Source organism: Devosia sp. (genome assembly GCF_965229025.1).
Taxonomy (GTDB): domain Bacteria; phylum Pseudomonadota; class Alphaproteobacteria; order Rhizobiales; family Devosiaceae; genus Devosia_A.
Window position 1 is genome coordinate 573189 of sequence record NZ_OZ245853.1, and the last position, 19448, is coordinate 592636.

General features: G+C 63.8%; 15 protein-coding genes. 12 read left to right on the forward strand and 3 right to left on the reverse strand.

The genetic code is table 11. From position 1 onward, the window contains the following. Positions 1 to 149 precede the first annotated feature (149 nt). From uraH to ACO06J_RS02820, 11 genes are all read left to right on the forward strand, one after another. Positions 150 to 506, forward strand: coding sequence for a hydroxyisourate hydrolase (uraH, locus tag ACO06J_RS02770; RefSeq protein ID WP_421759171.1), 357 nt, complete (start codon positions 150 to 152; stop codon positions 504 to 506). Further along, positions 506 to 1969 (forward strand): xanthine dehydrogenase small subunit, encoded by a 1464-nt coding sequence (gene xdhA / locus ACO06J_RS02775; protein WP_421759172.1) that lies wholly within the window; start codon positions 506 to 508, stop codon positions 1967 to 1969. The genes uraH and xdhA overlap by 1 nt, the downstream gene beginning before the upstream one ends. Beyond that, positions 1966 to 4299, forward strand: coding sequence for a xanthine dehydrogenase molybdopterin binding subunit (gene xdhB, locus ACO06J_RS02780; RefSeq protein ID WP_421759173.1), 2334 nt, complete (start codon positions 1966 to 1968; stop codon positions 4297 to 4299). Before xdhA ends, xdhB begins: the two co-directional genes overlap by 4 nt. Positions 4300 to 4441: 142 nt before the next feature. Then, entirely contained in the window at positions 4442 to 5323 is an 882-nt protein-coding gene (gene xdhC, locus ACO06J_RS02785) for a xanthine dehydrogenase accessory protein XdhC (protein WP_421759174.1), read from the forward strand. Next, complete coding sequence (locus tag ACO06J_RS02790) at positions 5313 to 6872, forward strand: ABC transporter ATP-binding protein (protein WP_421759175.1); 1560 nt, start codon at positions 5313 to 5315, stop codon at positions 6870 to 6872. The genes xdhC and ACO06J_RS02790 overlap by 11 nt, the downstream gene beginning before the upstream one ends. Continuing rightward, a complete protein-coding gene (locus ACO06J_RS02795) occupies positions 6862 to 7950 on the forward strand; it encodes an ABC transporter permease (RefSeq protein WP_421759176.1) in 1089 nt (362 codons plus the stop codon). The genes ACO06J_RS02790 and ACO06J_RS02795 overlap by 11 nt, the downstream gene beginning before the upstream one ends. Positions 7951 to 7960: 10 nt before the next feature. Continuing rightward, on the forward strand, positions 7961 to 8878 hold the full coding sequence (locus tag ACO06J_RS02800) for an ABC transporter permease (protein WP_421762436.1): 918 nt from the start codon (positions 7961 to 7963) through the stop codon (positions 8876 to 8878). 24 nt (positions 8879 to 8902) lie between these two features. Further along, on the forward strand, positions 8903 to 9985 hold the full coding sequence (locus tag ACO06J_RS02805) for a BMP family ABC transporter substrate-binding protein (RefSeq protein ID WP_421759177.1): 1083 nt from the start codon (positions 8903 to 8905) through the stop codon (positions 9983 to 9985). Between the two features lie 238 nt (positions 9986 to 10223). After that, positions 10224 to 11444: a urate hydroxylase PuuD gene (locus ACO06J_RS02810; RefSeq protein WP_421759178.1), complete on the forward strand. Its 1221-nt coding sequence runs from the start codon at positions 10224 to 10226 to the stop codon at positions 11442 to 11444. Then, entirely contained in the window at positions 11441 to 12736 is a 1296-nt protein-coding gene (gene guaD, locus ACO06J_RS02815) for a guanine deaminase (protein ID WP_421759179.1), read from the forward strand. The genes ACO06J_RS02810 and guaD overlap by 4 nt, the downstream gene beginning before the upstream one ends. A gap of 177 nt (positions 12737 to 12913) precedes the next feature. Continuing rightward, positions 12914 to 15073, forward strand: a complete 2160-nt coding sequence (locus tag ACO06J_RS02820; protein ID WP_421759180.1) for a malate synthase G — start codon at positions 12914 to 12916, stop codon at positions 15071 to 15073. Here ACO06J_RS02820 and ACO06J_RS02825 read toward each other — a convergent pair. Beyond that, the gene (locus tag ACO06J_RS02825) at positions 15070 to 15417 is read right to left on the reverse strand and encodes a hypothetical protein (RefSeq protein WP_421759181.1); all 348 of its coding nucleotides are present in this window, start codon (positions 15415 to 15417) and stop codon (positions 15070 to 15072) included. The two genes, ACO06J_RS02820 and ACO06J_RS02825, sit on opposite strands and share 4 nt — an antisense overlap. Before the next feature lie 201 nt (positions 15418 to 15618). On the opposite strand from ACO06J_RS02825, the gene ACO06J_RS02830 reads away from it, so the two are divergent. Continuing rightward, a complete protein-coding gene (locus tag ACO06J_RS02830; RefSeq protein WP_421759182.1) occupies positions 15619 to 15909 on the forward strand; it encodes a hypothetical protein in 291 nt (96 codons plus the stop codon). A gap of 86 nt (positions 15910 to 15995) precedes the next feature. Here ACO06J_RS02830 and ACO06J_RS02835 read toward each other — a convergent pair whose 3' ends face one another. Both ACO06J_RS02835 and ade read right to left on the reverse strand, forming a co-directional pair. Beyond that, complete coding sequence (locus ACO06J_RS02835) at positions 15996 to 17648, reverse strand: CocE/NonD family hydrolase (protein WP_421759183.1); 1653 nt, start codon at positions 17646 to 17648, stop codon at positions 15996 to 15998. Continuing rightward, positions 17645 to 19351, reverse strand: a complete 1707-nt coding sequence (gene ade / locus ACO06J_RS02840; protein WP_421759184.1) for an adenine deaminase — start codon at positions 19349 to 19351, stop codon at positions 17645 to 17647. Before ade ends, ACO06J_RS02835 begins: the two co-directional genes overlap by 4 nt. Between the last annotated feature and the right edge of the window lie 97 nt (positions 19352 to 19448).

The following is a 19448-nucleotide window of genomic DNA, read 5'->3' on the forward strand; positions in this document are numbered from 1 at the left end:
GGGGCACGCAAGTCCGGCAAAAGTGGACCAGATGGTAAAATTCGCTCACGGACCCACTTGGAACCTACGCAGATTTGCTCAATAGTCAGGCAATCATGAGATCGTGCCTGTCTGGCGTGCGACTCCAAAGGCAAGAAAAGGTCTGACAGATGGCAGGGTTAGCGCGGCTCACCACACATGTTCTGGACACGACGCATGGCAAGCCCGCGGCGGGGATGCGGTTCGACCTGCTGATGATGCATGGTGACCACTCGCACCATATCCTGTCATCGCACACCAATGCCGATGGCCGCGCCGATCAACCGCTGCTCGAAGGAGACCGGTTTCACCTTGGTGGCTACGAGTTGGTGTTTCATGTCGGGCAGTATTTCGAGCGGCTGGGGCTCGACCTGACGCACCAGTTTTTGGACACGGTGCCGATCCGCTTCGTGATCAGTGAGATGGCGCACTATCACGTGCCTCTGCTGGTTTCGCCGTATGGCTATTCGACATATCGGGGCAGTTAATGGTGCAGGTGCGCTCCACCCTTCGCTTCATCCTCAACGATGAGGACATTGTTCTCGACGCGGTTTCGGCGACGCAGACGCTGCTGGACTTTTTGCGGATCGACAAGCGGCTGAAGGGTTCGAAGGAAGGCTGCGCTGAGGGCGATTGCGGGGCTTGCACGGTGCTGGTGGGGCGCCTGAGCGGCGACGAACTGGTCTATGAATCGATCAACGCCTGCATCTGTTTTACCGGCTCGCTCGATGGCGCCCATGTGGTGACGATTGAGCATCTGTCGCGGGCCGATGGGCCGCTTCATCCGGTGCAGCAGGCTATGGTGGTCGAGCATGGCAGCCAGTGTGGGTTCTGCACGCCGGGCATCGTGATGTCGCTCTATGGGCTGTGGATGCGGGATGCCAACCCGGGGCAACTGACTACGGAGCAGACGCTGCAGGGGAACCTCTGCCGCTGCACCGGCTATGCGCCGATCATCCGGGCGGCAAAGACCATCTCGAACTATGGCGCGGTTGCGAGCGATCCGCTGGTCGCGCATCGCGAGGCGATGAAGGCGCGGATCAGGGCGCTGCATGACGGGGCGCGGGTGGAGATCGGCGAGGGCAAGGGACGGTTGATCGTGCCGGCTTCGGTCGATGACCTGGCGGAGATTTATGCCGCGAACTCGACGGCGACTCTGGTGTCCGGCGCGACGGATGTGGGCCTGTGGGTGACCAAGTTCATGCGCGATATCGGGTCGATGATCTATATCGGCGGCCTCAAGGACCTGCAGGGGATCCATGAGAGCGCCGAGGCGCTGACGCTGGGTGCTGGCGTGACCTACACGCGGGCGCGGCAGGCGATGGTGAAGTGTTACCCGCAACTGGGCGAGTTCTGGGACCGGATCGGCGGCGAACAGGTGCGGAATGCGGGGACGGTCGGTGGGAACATCGCCAACGGTTCGCCGATCGGCGACTCGCCGCCGCCGCTGATTGCGCTGGGCGCTTCGGTGACGCTCCGCAAGGGCAGCGCGCGCCGCGTGGTGCGGCTCGAGGATTACTTCATCGCCTATGGCAAGCAGGACCGGCAGCCGGGCGAGTTTGTGGAGAGCGTTTCGATCCCGGCGCTGCCCAAGGCTGAGCAGTTTGCCTGCTACAAGATTTCCAAGCGCAAGGACGAGGATATTTCGTCGCTTTGCGGGGCGTTCCGGGTGAGGCTTGAGGGCGGGCGCGTTGCTGCGGCGACCATTGCCTTTGGCGGTATGGCGGCGACGCCGAAGCGGGCGAAGGCGGTCGAGGCGGCGCTGGTAGGGCAGGCGTGGAACCTCGCGAGTGTTGAGGCGGCGATCCCGGCGTTTGCTACGGATTATCAGCCGCTGACCGACATGCGGGCTTCGGCAGAATACCGGCTGCTGGCGGCGCAGAACCTGTTGCGGCGGTTTTTCCTTGAGACAACGGGCGCCGGGCAGCGACTGAAGCGGGAGGTGGCATGAACAGGCAGACCCCGATCACCGCGTATCGCTCCGCGCTGCATGTTTCGACGCCGCATGACTCGGCGGCTAAGCAGGTTGCGGGCAGGGCGGACTATGTCGATGACCTCGCGGAACCCGAGGGCATGCTGCATGCCTATCTGGGGCTGTCGACGCGGGCGCATGCGGAGATTTCCAGCATCGAGCTTGACGCGGTGCGCAGTGCGCCTGGCGTGGTCGGGGTGCTGACGGCGGCGGATATTCCGGCGGTCAACGACGTGAGTTCGGTGCACAAGCACGATGAGCCGGTGCTGGTCGAGGGCGTGGTCAGCTATTACGGCCAGCCGATCTTTGCGGTGATTGCCGAGAGTCGCGATGCGGCGCGGCGGGCGGCGAAGCTCGTCAAGATCGTCTACAAGGACCTGCCGCATCTGACCGATGTCGATGCGGCGCAGGCGGCCGGTGGCAAGCTGGTGACCGAACCGCTGAAGCTCGAGCGCGGCGATGTGGATGCCGGGTTCGCGAAATCGGCACGTCGCGCCAAGGGCAGGGTGCGGATCGGCGGGCAGGAGCATTTCTATCTCGAAAGCCAGATCGCGCTCGCCATTCCCGGCGAAGACGACGAGGTGACGATTCAGACCTCGACGCAGCACCCGACCGAAATCCAGGTGATGGTGGCCCAGGTGCTGGGCATCCCGCACGCGGCGGTGACGGTAAACATGCGCCGGATGGGCGGTGGGTTCGGCGGCAAGGAAACGCAGGGGAACCTGTTCGCGGCCGTGGCGGCGGTGGCGGCCAAGAAGTACGGCAAGGCGGTGAAGATCCGGCCGGACCGGGATGACGATTTTTCGATCACCGGCAAGCGGCATGATTTCGTGGTCGATTATGACGTTGGCTATGACGCGGATGGCAAAATTCATGCGGTGACAGCGACTTACGCCGCGCGTTCCGGTTTTTCCGCGGATTTGAGCGGGCCGGTGACGGACCGGGCGCTGTTCCATGCCGACAATGCCTACTGGTATCCGGCGGTGCGGGTGAATTCGCAGCCGTTGATGACAAATACGGTCTCGAACACCGCATTCCGCGGCTTTGGCGGGCCGCAGGGGATCGTCGCGGCGGAGCGCTGGATCGAGGATATCGCCTATGCGCTGGGCAAGGATCCGCTGGAGATCCGCAAGCTCAATTTCTACGGCACCGATACGGACAACGTGACGCCTTATCACCAGGTGGTGGAGGACAATGTCATCCACCGAATCATCGATGATCTCGAAAAAAGCTCGGATTATCAGGCGCGTCGGGCGGAAATCCTGAAGTTCAACGCGACCAGCCCGATCCTCAAAAAAGGGATCGCGATGATCCCGGTGAAGTTCGGGATCTCGTTTACGGCGACCTGGCACAATCAGGCCGGGGCGCTGGTGCATGTCTATCGCGACGGCTCGATCCATCTGAGCCATGGCGGCACCGAGATGGGGCAGGGGCTGCACATCAAGGTGGCGCAGGTGCTGGCAGATGCGTTCGGCGTCGGGGTCGATCGGGTCAATATCACCGCCAGCAATACCGGCAAGGTGCCGAACACCTCGGCGACGGCAGCGTCGTCGGGCACCGATCTCAACGGCATGGCGGCCTGGGACGGGGCGCGGCAGATCAAGGAGCGGCTCGTCGCGCATGCGGCGGCAAAGTACAAGCTGCCAGTTGAGCAGGTCAGCTGGCAGGAATCCGGGGTTTTGGCGGGCGACACGTTCATCGGCTTCGACGAGATCGTGATGTCGGCCTATATGGCGCGGGTTCAGCTCTCGGCCGCCGGGTTCTATGCGACGCCCAAGATCCACTGGGACCGGTCGACCGGGCGCGGGCGGCCGTTCTATTATTTCGCCTATGGCGCGGCCGTGAGCGAGGTGACGATCGATACGCTGACCGGGGAATACCAGATCGACCGGGCGGACGTGCTCGAGGATGTGGGCCGCTCGCTCAACCCGGCGATCGATATCGGGCAGGTCGAGGGCGGGTTCATTCAGGGCGTGGGCTGGCTCACCACCGAGGAATTGTGGTGGGACCAGAAGGGCGAACTTCGGACGCACGCGCCATCGACCTACAAGATTCCCGTCGCTTCCGATGTGCCGCCGATCTTCAACGTGAAGCTTGCCGAGTGGAGCGTGAACAAGGAGCCGGCCATCGGGCGCTCGAAGGCAGTGGGCGAGCCGCCGCTGGTGCTGGGCTATTCGGTGGTCGAGGCGCTGTCGATGGCGGTGGCGTCGGTGGCGGACTACAAGATTGCGCCCCAGCTCGATATGCCGGCAACGCCCGAGCGGGTGTTGATGGGCGTGGAGCGGATGCGGCGGGAGCGGACCTCTTGAGCGCGGCGCTCCGGGCGCACCCCCTCCCATCCTCCCCCGTCAAGGGGGAGGTGCCGCACCGAATTTGTGGTTCGATCGTGATTCATTCACCGGCCGGCACCCTCCCCCTTGCGGGGAGGGGTGGGGAGGGGGTGGCCACGCCATGACGCTCTCGGTCAACGCCCTTCGCGCTTTTCTCGGTGCCAACCCCGCAGCGATCGTCGCCGAGCTCACGGCGGTACGGGGGTCTTCGCCGCGGGCGGCGGGGACGTTTATGTTGATCTCGGCCGAGGCGCAGATCGGCACGATCGGGGGCGGGGCGCTTGAGTATATGGTGATCGACCGGGCGCGGCAGGTGCTGCGGGACGGGGGACACGAGGACAGTCTCGATATTCCGCTCGGGCCCGAAATCGGGCAGTGCTGCGGCGGACGGGTGGATGTGGCGCTGCGGCGGGTGACCGAGGCGCAGGCGCAGGAACTGGTCGGCAGGATCGAGGCGGAGAAGGCGGCGCGGCCGCATGTGGTGATGTTTGGCGCGGGGCATGTCGGCCACGCGCTGGCGCAGGCGCTTTCGGCGCTGCCGTTGCAGGTGCAGGTGATCGACACGCGGCCGGACGAGTTGGTTGGGTTTCCCCACGACGTCGAAACGCAGGCGGTGGCGATGCCGGAGGCGATGGTGCGGTCGGCGCCGCAGGGCAGCGCGTTCGTGATCCTGACGCACGACCATGCCCTCGATTTCCTGATCGCGGCGGAAGCGCTGCAGCGGCAGGATGCGCCCTATGTCGGGATGGTGGGGTCGCTGACCAAAAAAGCGAAGTTCCGCAGTTGGTATCTCAGCGAGGGATACCCCGCAGCGGCGCTTGAGCGGCTGGTGCTGCCGATCGGCGGAGCGGCATTTCCAGGCGGGGTTGGGGACAAGCGGCCGGAAGTCATTGCGGCACTGGCGGCTGCAGAAATTATGGTCCACATTGTCCGCCGGGAAGCTCTGAAAATAGACGCGCGGCTGGCCACCGAACAAATGTCGGGAGCCGTCATTGGACGATAGTATTTCGGCTCGGTTGCAACTGACCGGCATCACCAAACGCTTTCCGGGCGTTCTGGCGAACGACAATGTTTCTTTCTCGGTGCTGCCGGGTGAGATTCATGCGTTGCTCGGCGAAAACGGCGCCGGCAAATCTACCCTCGTGAAGATGATCTACGGGATCATGCAACCCGATGCCGGCGAAATCCGCTGGAACGGCGAGGCGATCCGGGTGGCGAACCCGAAGGCAGCGCGCAAGCTCGGCATCGGCATGGTGTTCCAGCATTTCTCGCTGTTCGATGCGATGACGGTGCTTGAGAACATTGCCTTGGGGATGGATGCGAAGATCCCGGCGCGCGACCTCGAAGCCAAAATTCGCGAAGTGATGGCGCAATATGGGTTGAAGCTCGAGCCGCACCGGCTGGTATCGACGCTGTCGGTTGGCGAGCGCCAGCGCATCGAGATCGTGCGGGCGCTGCTGCTGAACCCCAAGCTGCTGATCATGGACGAGCCCACATCGGTGCTGACACCGCAGGAAGTGGAGCAGTTGTTCGTGGTGCTGCGGCAGCTCGCCTCGGAAGGCTGCTCGATCCTCTACATTTCGCACAAGCTGCATGAGATCAAGGCGCTGTGCCATACGGCGACGATCCTCCGCGGTGGCAAGCTCGTCGACACGTGCGACCCCAAGGTCGAGACCTCGCGCTCGATGGCGGAAAAGATGATCGGGGGCAGCCTCAAGACCATCCAGAAGCCGGCGGGGCGTGACCTTGGCCGGGAAAAACTGGTGGTAAGCCGGCTGTCGGTGGCAGGAATCGGGCCGTTCGGTGTGTCGCTCAAGGACATTACCTTCACGGTCAAAGCCGGCGAAATCTTCGGTATCGCCGGGGTGGCGGGCAACGGGCAGAACGCACTGCTGCTGGCGCTTTCGGGCGAAGTGGTTTCGGGCGACAGCGAGTCGATTACGGTGGATGGCGCGCCGGTGGGCGGGCTCAACGCCAAGCAGCGTCGGGTCAAGGGCGTGGCGAGCGTGCCTGAAGAGCGGAACGGCCACGCGGCGGTGCCCGAGTTCACGCTTTCGGACAATACGATCCTGACGGCGCGTGACCGGCTGGGGATGGTGACGGCGGGGTTGATCAAATCCGGTGCGGCCAAGACCTATGCGGGCGAAGTCATCGCCGCGTTCGCGGTGAAGGCGCTGGGGCCGAAGGCTACGGCGGGTTCGCTCTCGGGCGGGAACCTCCAGAAATACATCATGGGCCGCGAGATCATGCAGAAGCCCTCGGTGCTGGTGGTCAGCCAGCCGACCTGGGGTGTGGATGCGGGTGCTGCGGCGGCGATCCATCAGGCAATTGTCGATCTGGCGGCGTCGGGTTCGGCGATTGTGGTGATCAGCCAGGATCTCGATGAACTGTTGTCGCTCTGCGACACGCTGGCGGTGATCAACGAGGGCCGGTTGTCGAAGCCGATGCCTGTGGTGGGTGCGGATATCGAGGAGATCGGGTTGTTGATGGGTGGCATTCACGGCGATCCCGACGCGGTCATTCCTCCACTGGAGCTTGCCGATGCGCATTAAGCTCGAAAAGCGCCCAGACCCGAGCCGGCTGATGCTGGTGGTGACGCCGATTGCCTCGGTGCTGCTGACCATGCTGATCGGGGTGATCGTCTTTGACGCCATCGGCATCGATGGGCAGCGCGCGGTGATCGATATCTTCGTGACGCCGCTGCTCGCCAGCTACAAGTGGCAGGACGTGGCGGTGAAAGCCGCGCCGCTGATCATCATCGCGCTGGGGCTGTCGATCGGCAACCGGGCGCAGGTGTGGAACATCGGCGCCGAGGGCCAGTACATCATCGGCGCGCTGTGCGCCGCCGGCGTCGGAATTGCGGCGGGGACCAGCGGCGGGCCGATCATCGTGTTCCTCATGGTGATCGCCGGCATGGTTGGCGGCACGGCATGGGGCGCGGTCCCGGCGCTGCTCAGGACGCGGTTCCATGTGAACGAAATTCTCTCGAGCCTGATGCTGACCTATGTGGCGCTGCAGGTTTTGAGCTACCTGGTTGGCGGGCCATGGAAGGACCCCAACGGACGCAATTTCCCGGCGACGGCGCCGCTGGCGCCTGACCAGACGCTGCCGATCCTGTTTCCCGGCACGACGATCCATCTGGGCGTGGCGATTGCGGTGATCCTGCCGTTCGTGTTCTGGCTGGTGATGTCGCGTTCGGTGTTCGGCTACCAAATCCGGGTGGTCGGTTCGGCGCCCAATGCGGCGCGGCATGGCGGGTTTGACAACCAGCAGACGATCTGGGCGGCGATGCTGATTGGCGGCGGGATGGCGGGTCTCGCAGGGGCGCTGGAGTTCACCGGTGCGCTGAAGACGATCAATCTCGGGTTCCCGTCGGGTTACGGGTTCACGGCGATCATCGTGTCGTTCCTCGGGCGGCTGCATCCAATTGGCTGCCTGATCGCCGGCATCGTTCTGGCGGTGACCTATGTGGGCGGGCAGGTGGCGCAGAGCTCTGTGCATATCCCCAACGCCACGGCAGGCATTTTCCAGGCGATGATGCTGTTCTTCATTCTCGCCAGCGACATCCTGGTGCGCTACCGCGTGCGGTTCATTTCAGCGGCGAAGCCCGCGCTTGCGGCAGGGAAGTGATCCGATGAGCCTGGATTTCATCATTGCTGCGTTCATCACGGTGGTCGGGCTCTCGACGCCGATCCTTCTGGCGGGCCTTGGGGAACTGGTGGTCGAAAAGTCCGGGGTGCTCAATCTTGGCGTCGAAGGCATGATGCTGATCGGCGCGATCTCCGGGTTTGCGGCGACAGTGCTGACTGGCAATCCGTGGTTCGGCGTGGTTGGGGCTGCGGTGGGCGGGGCGCTGTCAGCGCTGCTGTTCGGGGTGCTGGTGCTGGGGCTGAATTCGAACCAGGTCGCAACGGGGCTGGCGTTGACGATTTTCGGCACCGGGCTCAGTTCGTTGATCGGGCTGGCGTTTGTCGGTCGGATCATCGCGCCGTTCGGTGCGATCTTTCCGCCGGAACTGGCGCGTGACCCTCTGCTGAAGGTGATCTTCGGGCATTCGCCGCTGGTGTATTTCGCGCTGATCATGGTGCCGGTGGTGGCGTGGTTCCTCAAGTCGACCCGTGCCGGGCTGATCCTCAGGGCGGTGGGCGAGAACGACCTTTCGGCGCACTCGATCGGCTATTCGGTGGTCGGCGTCCGTTATGCGGCGATAGCCTTCGGGGGTGCGATGGCCGGCATCGGCGGCGCCTATTTCTCGATGGTGATTACCCCGATGTGGGCCGAGAAAATGACGGCCGGCCGTGGCTGGATCGCGCTGGCGCTGGTGGTGTTTGCCGGCTGGCGCGCGGGGCGGCTGCTCGCGGGCGCTTATTTCTTCGGTATCCTGATGGCCCTCGAACTCTATGCCAAGGCGGCAGGTTTTTCGGTGCTGCCATCGCAGTTCTGGGCAGCGATGCCCTACGTCATGACCGTTGTCGCGCTGGCGCTGATTTCGATGCGCGAAAGCAGCGGCGGCAACGCGCCAGCTTGCCTCGGCAAGCCCTTCCTTCCCGCAACCTAAAAACGAATAAAACAGGAGACGCCTATGACTAAACTCAATCGTCGTTCATTCATCGCCGCGGCTGGTGCCGCCGCTGCAGTGCTGCCGCTGAGCGGCAATGCCTTCGCGCAGGAAAAGATCAAGATCGGCTTCGTGTTCCTCGGCCCGATCGGCGACTACGGCTGGACCTGGGCGCACAACAAGGGCCGCGAAGCAGTGAACGCTGCGCTCGGCGACAAGGTCGAGACGATCTATGTCGAGAACGTTGCGGAAGACGCATCGGCCATCCCGGTGCTGCGCGACCTTGCCCAGCAGGGCTGCAAGCTGATCTTCGGCACGACCTATGGCTACATGGACCAGATGGTGCAGGTTGCCGCCGAGTTCCCGGACGTGAAGTTCGAGCACTGCACCGGCTTCAAGCGCGCTGACAACCTTGCGACCTATAACTCGAAGTTCCACGAAGGCCGCGCTGTACTCGGCACGATCGCGGGCAAGATGAGCAAGTCGGGCACCATGGGTTACCTCGGCTCGTACAAGGTGCCGGAAGTGGTGCTGGGCGTGAACTCGTTCATGCTCTCGGCCCAGAAGCAGAACCCCGATGCCAAGCTCAAGCTGGTGTTCATCGACAGCTGGTTCGATCCCCCGAAGGAAGCCGCTGCCACCGAGACGCTGCTCAACCTCGGCTGCGATATCGTCACCACCCACACCGACAGCCCGGCTGCGCTGCAGATCCTCGAGCAGAAGGGCCTGTTCGGCTTCGGCCAGGGCGCGGACATGTCGAGCTTTGCGCCGAACGCGCATCTGACCGCCATCGAAGACATCTGGGGCCCGTACTACGTCGAGCGCGTGCAGGCGATCCTCGACGGCAAGTGGGCTTCGACCGACACCTGGGATGGCTTCAAGGAAGGCACCGTGGTGATCTCGCCGTACAACAAGTCGATCCCGGCCGATGTTGTGGCGCTCGCCGACGGAGTGCAGGCTGGCTACAAGGCCGGCACCTACAATATCTTCACCGGCCCGATCTACGACCAGGACGGGAACCTGAAGGTTAAGGACGGAGAAGTGATCTCCGACGCCGACCTCGCGGTGATGGACTGGTTCGTCAAGGGCGTCGAGAGCGCTGCCTGATTTCGATCTGAACTGAAAGAGGCGGGCGCGAGTCCGCCTCTTTTTCTGTCGGCATCCAGTGAGCGGAGAGAACCCCTCATCCGCCCGTTGGGCACCTTCTCCCACAGGGGGAGAAGGCTATTCTCGAGAGCTCTCGGCATGTGGCCTTCTCCCCTTGTGGGAGAAGGTGGCCGAAGGCCGGATGAGGGGTCGCGACGAAGTCGCGCGGCGAAGTGACTAACGAAGACTGGGGCGGGCGATGACGGATTTTGCGATCTTTTGGGAATGGCTGAGCTTTGCGGTGCGCTGGACGCACGTGATCACGGCGGTTGCCTGGATCGGCTCGAGCTTTTACTTCATCGCGCTCGACCTGGGGTTGCGCAAGACGCCGAGCCTGCCGCCGCTGGCGCATGGCGAAGAGTGGCAGGTGCATGGGGGCGGGTTTTACCACATCCAGAAGTACCTCGTGGCGCCGGACTTTCTCCCCGAGCACCTGACCTGGTTCAAGTGGGAGGCCTATTTCACTTGGCTGAGCGGTTTCATGCTGCTGGTGGTGGTGTACTATTTTGGCGCCGACCTGTTCCTGATCGACCGGCATGTGCTCGACGTGCCGAACTGGGCGGCGATCCTGATCTCGCTGGGGTCGATCATCTTCGGTTGGCTGGTCTACGACACGCTGTGCAAATCGCCGATCGGCAAGTCGACCGGCGGGCTGATGGTGGTGCTGTTTGCGATCCTCGTCGCGATGGCATGGGCCTATACGCAGGTGTTCACGGGCCGGGCGGCGATGCTGCACATGGGCGCGTTCACCGCGACGATCATGGCGGCGAACGTTGCGGGTATCATCATCCCCAACCAGAAGGTGGTGGTGGCGGACCTTAAGGCGGGGAGGGTGCCGGACCCCAAGTACGGCAAGATCGCCAAGCAGCGCTCGCTGCATAACAATTACCTCACCCTGCCGGTGATTTTCTTCATGCTTTCAAGCCACTACCCGCTGGCGTTCGCGACGCAGTGGAACTGGCTGATTGCGGCGCTGATCTTCCTCGAAGGCGTGGTGATCCGCCATTTCTTCAACAGCCGCCATGGGCGGAAGGGCAACCCGACCTGGACCTGGGCCGTAGCGATCGTGATCTTCATCGCCATCGCGTGGCTGTCGAGTGGGCCGAAGTTGCCGACCGGGGCAGAGACGGTGGCCGCACCGTCGTCGCAGGCGTTTATGGAGAGCCCGCATTTCCAGGCGGTGTCCGATACGGTGCTCGGCCGGTGCTCGATGTGCCACGCGGCGGAGCCGGCCTGGGAAGGCATCAACGAGGCGCCCAAGAATGTCATTCTCGACAACCCGATCGCCATTGCGAACCACGCCGAGCAGATCGTGATGCAGGCGGGGTTCAGCCATGCGATGCCGCCGGGCAATGTCACCGATATCACCGACGAGGAGAGGGCACTGATCGTGGCGTGGTTCCGCGAGGGCTCGAAGTGACGGTGAAGGTGCTGCGCGGGCGGGTCCTCACCTTCGTCGAGGAGCCGCAGGGGCGCGACGACACCGGGTCGTACCGCTACATTGAAGACGGCGCTGTGGTGATCGATGCCGGCAAGATCGTGATGGTGGGCGCGTTCAACGCCAAGGCCGCTGAGCCCTACGAGGTGATCGACCACCGGCCGAACCTGATCATGGCCGGCTTCATCGATCCGCATATCCATTTCCCGCAGATGCAGGTGATCGGCGCCTATGCTGGCGCGCTGCTCGAATGGCTCAACACCTACACGTTTGTTGAGGAGCAGAAGTTCGGCGACATCGACCATGCGACCCGCATCGCGTCGCGGTTCTTCGATGAATTGATCCGGCATGGGACGACCACCGCGGCTGCCTATTGCTCGGTGCATCCGCAATCGGTCGATGCGTTTTTCGGCGAGGCCGAAAAGCGCGACATGCTGATGGTGGCGGGCAAGGTGATGATGGACCGCAACGCCCCGCCGGCGCTGCTCGATACGCCGCAATCGGGCTATGACGACACCAAGGCGGGCATCGCCAAGTGGCACGGTCGGGGCCGGGCGCACTACGCGATCACGCCGCGCTTTGCGATCACCTCGACGCACGAGCAGATGGCGATGGCAGAGGCGCTGGCGAAGGAATTCCCGGATCTCCATATCCAGACGCATGTGTCGGAGAACCTTGCGGAAATCGCTTTCGCCAACGAGCTCTACCCGAACTATGGCGACTATGTCGGGATCTACGAGAAGTTCCACCTCCTGGGCCCCAAGACGCTGCTTGGCCATTGCATCCATTTGAGCCATCGCGAGACCGAGGTGCTGGCCGAGACGCGGTCGGTGGCGGTGTTCTGCCCGACCTCGAACCTTTTCATCGGATCGGGCCTGTTCGATTACGACCGGCAGCACATGCATGGGGTGCGGATCGCGACGGCGACGGACGTGGGCGGCGGCAGTTCGTATTCGATGCTGCGTACCATGGACGAGGGCTACAAGGTGATGCAGCTGCGCGGGCAGCGGCTGACGCCGCTCCGCTCGTTCTTTCACATGACGCTGGGCAATGCCCGGGCGATGAGCCTCGATCACCGGATCGGCACGCTCGCGGCCGGGATGGAGGCCGATGTGGTGGTGCTTGACGCGCGCGCGACGCCGCAGATGGCGCTTCGGATGGAAACGGTGGCGACGCTGGAGCAGGAGCTGTTCCTGCTGCAGACCTGTGGCGACGACCGGGCAGTGGCGGAGACGTATGTGATGGGCAAGGCGATGAAATCGGGGCTCGTCTAGGCGCCCCCTCCACCGCCTTCGGCGGTCCCCCTCCCCCGCGTTGCAGGGGAGGACCAAAAGTGGCGCCGCCTCTGATCCTCACCCGCATCGCGGAGCATGTGGAGGGGGCGAGGGGCGGTGCTTGCGGCGAGAGGTCGCGACCGCTAGTGCAAGAGTGACGAAAACAAGGGGGCAGCTGTGCCGAACTACATCGAAAAATCCGGCCTGAAGGTCGATCAGCTGCTGGTGGATTTCGTCGAGCGCGAGGCGATCCCGGGAACGGGGATTGCGCCGGAGGGGTTCTGGGCGGGGTTTGCCGGGCTGGTCAAGGATTTCGCGCCGAAGAACCGCGAGTTGCTGGCGCTTCGCGAGAGGCTGCAGACGCAGATCGATGACTGGCACAAGGGCAACGGGCCGGTCGCGGCTGATCCTGCCGGGTACGAGACGTTTCTCCGGGAGATCGGGTATCTGGTGCCGGAGCCGGCCGATTTCACCATCGAGACGAGCGGGCTGGACCCGGAGATTTCAACGGCGTGCGGGCCGCAACTGGTGGTGCCGGTGTCGAACGCGCGCTACGCGCTCAACGCGGCGAACGCGCGCTGGGGCAGCCTCTACGACGCGCTTTATGGCACGGATGCTGTGTCGCGCGACGGTAAGCTGGCGCCGGGCAAGGGCTTCAACGAGGAGCGCGGCGCTGCGGTGGTGGCGCGCGCGGCTGAGTTCCTCGATGAGGCGTTTCCTCTTGAGCACGGCAGCCACGCGCAGGTGACGGGCTACCATGTGATCAAGGACGGCGACCGGCGGAAGTTGGTGATCGACACGGCGTCGGGGCGGATCGGGCTCAAGGACGCATCGGCGTTTGTTGGTTATGGTGGCACCGAGGCCAAGGGCGAACTGGTGCTGCGGCACCATGGGCTGCATGTGGTGCTGGTGATCGAGCCCGCCAGCATGATCGGCAGTGCGCACCCGGCGGGGCTCAGCGATGTGCTGGTCGAGTCGGCGCTGACAACGATCCAGGATTGCGAGGATTCCGTCGCGGCTGTAGATGCAGAGGACAAGGTCGGCGTTTATCGCAACTGGCTCGGGCTGATGAATGGCACGCTCGAGGAATCGTTCGAAAAGGGCGGCAAGACGCTGACGCGGCGGCTGAACGCCGACCGGCAGTACAAGGGCGTCGACGGTGCGCCGCTGGTGCTGAAGGGCAGGGCGCTGCTGCTGGTGCGCAATGTCGGGCACCTGATGACCACCAAGGCGGTGCTGGATGCGAATGGCCAGCCGATCGGCGAAGGGCTGATGGACGCGGCGGTTACGGTGCTGTGTGCGCTGAGCGACAAGGTCAACTCGACCACCGGCGCGGTCTATATCGTCAAGCCCAAGATGCATGGTCCGGAGGAAGTGGCGTTCGCCTGCGCGATTTTTGGTGCGGTGGAAAAGATGCTGGGCCTCAAGCCCAACTCGGTCAAGATCGGCATCATGGATGAGGAGCGACGGACTTCGGCCAACCTCAAGACGGCAATTTATGCGGCGCGCGCGCGGGTGTTTTTCATCAACACCGGGTTCCTCGACCGAACCGGCGACGAAATCCATACCTCGATGCTGGCCGGCCCAGTGCTGCGCAAGGATGATGTGAAGGCCGAAAAGTGGATCGGCTCCTATGAGGATCGCAACGTGCTGATTGGGCTCGCGGCGGGGTTCTCCGGGCGCGCGCAGATCGGCAAAGGCATGTGGGCGCGGCCAGACGACATGGCGGCGATGTTGCAGGCCAAGATCGGGCATCCGAATGCGGGTGCTAACACGGCCTGGGTGCCGTCGCCGACGGCGGCGACGTTGCATGCGATGCACTATCACCAGGTCAATGTGTTTGAAGCGCAGAAGCGGCGGCATAACCAGGCGACGCCGGGGCTCGACCAGCTCTTCTCGATGCCGGTACTCGATGCCAGCAAGCTGACGAAGGCCGATATCGGCCGCGAGCTCGACAACAATGCGCAGGGTATTTTGGGGTATGTGGTGCGCTGGGTGGACCAGGGCGTCGGCTGCTCGAAGGTGCCGGACATAAACAATGTCGGGCTGATGGAAGACCGCGCGACGTGCCGGATTTCATCGCAGGCGGTGGCGAACTGGCTGAAGCACGGGCTGGTGTCGGAGGCCGAGGTGAAAGCCTCGTTCGAGAAGATGGCGGTGGTGGTGGACGGCCAGAACGCCGGCGACCCGCTGTACCAGCCGATGGCAGGGCATTTCGACATATCGATTGCCTATCAGGCGGCGCTGGCGCTGGCGCTCGAGGGGGCGGTGCAGCCGTCGGGCTATACTGAGCCGATCCTTCATGCCGCGCGCGAGCGGGTGAAGGCCGGGGCCTAGATAACGGCAGGCAAGATCGACCAGACCGTCGCCGCATGCACAGCGGCGATGCCGAGATTGCTCACGACCACCGGGTTGCGGAGCGATCCGACGGTAACCGGCGTAGTCACCTTGTAGAGGATCTGGGCCAGGAGTAGCGGTAGCACCAGTTCAGGACGCGGCACGAACAGCAGCGCCACGGATATGCCGAGGATCGCGAGGTAGATCGACAGCAGGATCCCGCGGGCCGGCGTCTTTGGACCATATGCTGCCTCGATCCAGCCGAGCCCTAGCAGCAAACTGGATGCCACTGGCACCAGTACCAAGACGTTCAGCGCCAGCGAAATTGCGACCATGACCTGCATAGTGCTCCCTCCAGATGCAACGGCTTTCCTACGGGCAAGCCGGTCCGCCGGTTCAAAACTCGAGGCAGGGCTTTGTCGCAATGCCGACAAAGATTAGGTGGAGATGTGGCGCAACGAGTCTTGATGCCCGGTGCATTTCAGCCAGCGCAACCAATTTGTCTCAGACGCGTTATGTTCAACGCCTTAATCCGGAGAATCCCAATGCTCAAATATCACGTCATCGCGCTCTCAATGGTGTCAGCGCTTAGCCTGACCAGCGCTGCATTGGCGGACACGATGGTGCGGGGCCGCAGCGTTCCCGACCACGAGCTGGGCTATGTGAAGCAGCAATGCGCGACGCTGCTGGCGCGCGAGCAGGGCAACAGCAACAACGAGTGGGACTCACACCCGCAGGAAGCGGCGGTTCCGAGCGGGAACTCCAGCTTTGTGAAGAGTCTGGACCTCGAGGCATTATCGCTGGTCGATTGCCGCAAGGCCGGGCTGGTTCGGTAAGCCGGGAGCAGGGCCTGACGCTCTTTCCCTTCTCCCACAAGGGGAGAAGGTGCTTCGATTAGCACCTGTGCCAACCATGAAACGCCTCAGGCGTTGTTGACGCCGTCCAGTTCGTAGACGGGCAGTTGCAGCATGCTGGGGTGGCTGGGGTCGTGAAAGATCTCGATGTCTGCCGCCTCAAGTCGCGTGGCGTCGCCCAGGGTTTCGTCGGTTCCGGTGTTGCGGGCGAAGCGCGGATGGGCGCCGCTCGCGACCAGCACGCGCAGGCGATGGTTGCGCTTGAAGGTGTGGGCAGTGGAGTGGAGCTTGAAATTGAGCTTCCAGATGTCGTCGGGCACGGCAGGGTCGGCCGAGGTCTTGCGGATGATGCCGTCGCAGATGTTGATCGATAGCCCGGCTTCATCGACGTCGCAGATGCGAACGAAGAAGTCGGCATTGGTCAGGCTGGAACGCGCGTAAAGCGTGACGCGCACGTTGCCGATAACTGTCACCGGGTTGAACAACGGCTCGGAAGTATAGGTCAGGACGTCATCGCGCTTTTCCAGCCGCGCGTTATCGACGGGACCGGCGCCCTTGAAGGCGAACATGGCGCCGCCAATAGCCGGCGTCGGATCGGCGGGATCGTAGTGATAGACATCCGGTGCCGAGGCCCGGACCGGGCGCAGTGACAGGATTTCGCCGGGGTGCAGGTGCCAGATCTGGCTGTCGGCGGGGCCGGGCGGGAAGCTCTCGAACTCGCGCCAATCGTCGAGACCGGAAATGTGGATGCGCACAGGCTTGGCGCGGAGGCCCGAAGTGTCACCGAGCAGCTTGGCGTTCATCCACGTAAGGGTCTGGCGGATGCTCTCCTTGTGGAGGTCCGATGTGACGTGGGTCCAAGGGCCGATGGTGAGTTGCGGGGCATGGCCGGCGTCGACCAGCGTTTCATAGTCACGCAGCAACTGGTCGAGCATGAAATCGAACCAGCCGGAGACAAAGCTGGTGGGCGGGGTGCGCGCGCCGAGGCGATGGGTGTGGTCGAGCGGTTCCCAGAAGGCGTCGTTGCCGACTGCTTCATCCATCCATTTGCGCCAGAACGGGATCTGCTTTCCCGTTACGCGCTTGTCAGCGTCGCGGAGCGGCAGTTTCAGGGACGCCCTGAGGGTAGTCTTTTCGATGCCGCCGGTCGCCATGCGGCGCGCCGTTCGCAGCGGGTTGCCGCGTATGCCTTCTACCGTCTGCAGCCAGCTTAGCCAGAGGCCGACTGCGAAGGTGCCGCCGGGGAAGACGATCGACTTGAACTCGGCGCTGGTCACCTTGGTGGCCATGGCGGAGTGCTTGGGCAGGGCGTCGCAGATGGCCCACTGGGTGTAGCCAAGGTAGCTCGGGCCGGTGGTGCCGAGCCTGCCGTCGAACCAGGGCTGCTGTTTGATCCATTCGAGGGTGGCGAGACCGTCTTCGCGCTCGTGGCTCAGCGGGTCGAAGACGCCGCCGGATTTGTCGGTACCGCGGCAGGCCTGCAGCACCACGTGGTAGCCGCGCTCGGCATAAATTTCGCCGATGGTGGCAAAGCCGGAAAGACCATAGGGCTCGCGCATCAGCAGCGTCGGGTGCGGACCTTCGGATTTTGGGGCGAAGTGGTCGGTGACAAGCACCACGCCGTCTCGCATCGGAACCGGGATATTTCGGGTGCGGATAACGCGGTACTTGCGCTTGGGCAGATCATAGAGGTCGGCCAGGAAGCGACTGCTGAAACTCATTTGACGAAGTCGAACCGGTCGACGTCGAAGAGGCCGCGATCGGTCATCTTGAGGTGCGGGATGACCGGCAGGGCGAGGAAGGCAACCTGGAGGAACGGCTCGGGCAGGGTGCAGCCGAGACCATAGGCCGCGTCGCGGAGGCGATGGAGCTTTTCGGCGACGGCCTCGAAGCTCAACAGGCTCATCAGCCCGGCGATGGGGAGCGCGAGTTCGGCGATGGCCTTGCCGCCATCAGCAACGACAAAGCCGCCACCCAGTTCGATGAGCCTGTTGACGGCCACCGCCATGTCTTCGTCAGTGGCGCCGACGACGGTGATGTTGTGGCTGTCGTGCCCAACTGAAGAGGCGATGGCGCCGCGCTTCAAACCAAACCCCTTGGCGAAGCTGCGGCCGATATTGCCGTTGATGCCGTGCCGCTCGATGACGGCGATCTTGATCACGTCGTTTTCGAGGTCGGGCAGCGTGCCGCGATCGCTGACTTCGAGGACCGCGCTGGCGCGATAGGTGAGGATCAGACCGGGGCGCACCTCGATCACCGGGGTTTCGTTCTGCCTGGGGTTAGCGGGAATGATGAAGGTCGCGGGCTTGACCGGCTTGGCTTTCATGGAGGCAAGGCCTACGGCCGGCACGGGCTGGCGGGCCTCGAACAGATCGGGCGTCACCAGACGCCCGCCGGTGATGACGTCGGCGACCTGGCAGTGCTCCAGGTCGCCCAGGAGGTTGATGTCAGCACGATAGCCGGGGGCGACGAGGCCGCGATCGGTCAGGCCGAAGATGCGGGCGGCGGAGTGCGAGGCGGCGCGGTAGACGTGGTGCAGCGTCCGGCCGCACGCGATCAAGCGGCGGATGGAACTGTCGAGGTGGCCCTCTTCGAGGATATCGAGCGGGTTCCGGTCATCGGTGCAAAGCGCGACATAGGCGGAGGTGTTGGCGTCGAGAATTTCGGCGAGCGCATCGAGGTCCTTGCTGACCGAACCCTCACGGATGAGGATCGCCATCCCCTTGGCGAGCTTTTCGCGCGCTTCGGTGGCGGTGGTGGCTTCATGGTCGGTGCGGATGCCGGCGGCGAGGTAGCCGTTGAGCGCGAGGTCGGTGAGGAGCGGCGCGTGCCCATCGATATGCGCGCCCTGAAAGGCGACGAGCTTGGCGATGATCCCGGGGTCGCCCGCAAGGACGCCGGGAAAGTTCATCATCTCGGCGAGGCCGATGACCTTGGGATGGTCGCGGAACTTGAGGAGGTCGGCGATCTCGAGTCGCGCGCCGCTGGTCTCGAAGGGCGTGGCGGGCACGCAGGACGAGAGGTTGACCCGGATGTCCATAACGGTGCGCTCGGCGCACTCGAGAAAATAGCGGATGCCGTCGCTGCCCAGCACGTTGGCGATCTCGTGCGGGTCGCAGATGACGGTGGTGACGCCGTGCGGCAGGACGCAGCGGTCGAACTCGTAGGGGGTGACGAGCGAGGATTCGATGTGGAGGTGGGTATCGATGAAGCCCGGCACCGCGAAGCGATTGTCGCCCTCGATCAGGCGCGCGCCGTTGTAGTAGCCGTGCGTCCCGACGATGCGGTCAGCGACGATGGCGATATCGGTGTGGGTGATGGCACCTGTGATGACATCGAGCAGGCGGACGTTCTTGATCACCACATCAGCGGGGACTTCGCCGGCACCTGCCTTGATCATTCGGGTGAGGAGTTCAGGGGTCATCTGAGGGCCGTGATCACGCATCACGGAAGGTCGCCTCTTGCCGCGATGGGGTCAAGGGCCCGGCTCCCGATGCGCGCGAAAAGCCGCAGGTTTCTGC

Excerpts from the sequence above, each read along its gene's own strand:
- xdhA (WP_421759172.1), top strand. The coding sequence starts at position 506 with ATGGTGCAGGTGCGCTCCACCCTTCGCTTCATCCTCAACGATGAGGAC.
- xdhC (WP_421759174.1), top strand. The coding sequence starts at position 4,442 with ATGACGCTCTCGGTCAACGCCCTTCGCGCTTTTCTCGGTGCCAACCCC.
- ACO06J_RS02825 (WP_421759181.1), bottom strand. The coding sequence starts at position 15,417 with ATGCAGGTCATGGTCGCAATTTCGCTGGCGCTGAACGTCTTGGTACTG.
- uraH (WP_421759171.1), top strand. The coding sequence starts at position 150 with ATGGCAGGGTTAGCGCGGCTCACCACACATGTTCTGGACACGACGCAT.
- ade (WP_421759184.1), bottom strand. The coding sequence starts at position 19,351 with ATGACCCCTGAACTCCTCACCCGAATGATCAAGGCAGGTGCCGGCGAA.
- ACO06J_RS02830 (WP_421759182.1), top strand. The coding sequence starts at position 15,619 with ATGCTCAAATATCACGTCATCGCGCTCTCAATGGTGTCAGCGCTTAGC.
- ACO06J_RS02805 (WP_421759177.1), top strand. The coding sequence starts at position 8,903 with ATGACTAAACTCAATCGTCGTTCATTCATCGCCGCGGCTGGTGCCGCC.
- ACO06J_RS02810 (WP_421759178.1), top strand. The coding sequence starts at position 10,224 with ATGACGGATTTTGCGATCTTTTGGGAATGGCTGAGCTTTGCGGTGCGC.
- ACO06J_RS02795 (WP_421759176.1), top strand. The coding sequence starts at position 6,862 with ATGCGCATTAAGCTCGAAAAGCGCCCAGACCCGAGCCGGCTGATGCTG.
- ACO06J_RS02835 (WP_421759183.1), bottom strand. The coding sequence starts at position 17,648 with ATGAGTTTCAGCAGTCGCTTCCTGGCCGACCTCTATGATCTGCCCAAG.
- xdhB (WP_421759173.1), top strand. The coding sequence starts at position 1,966 with ATGAACAGGCAGACCCCGATCACCGCGTATCGCTCCGCGCTGCATGTT.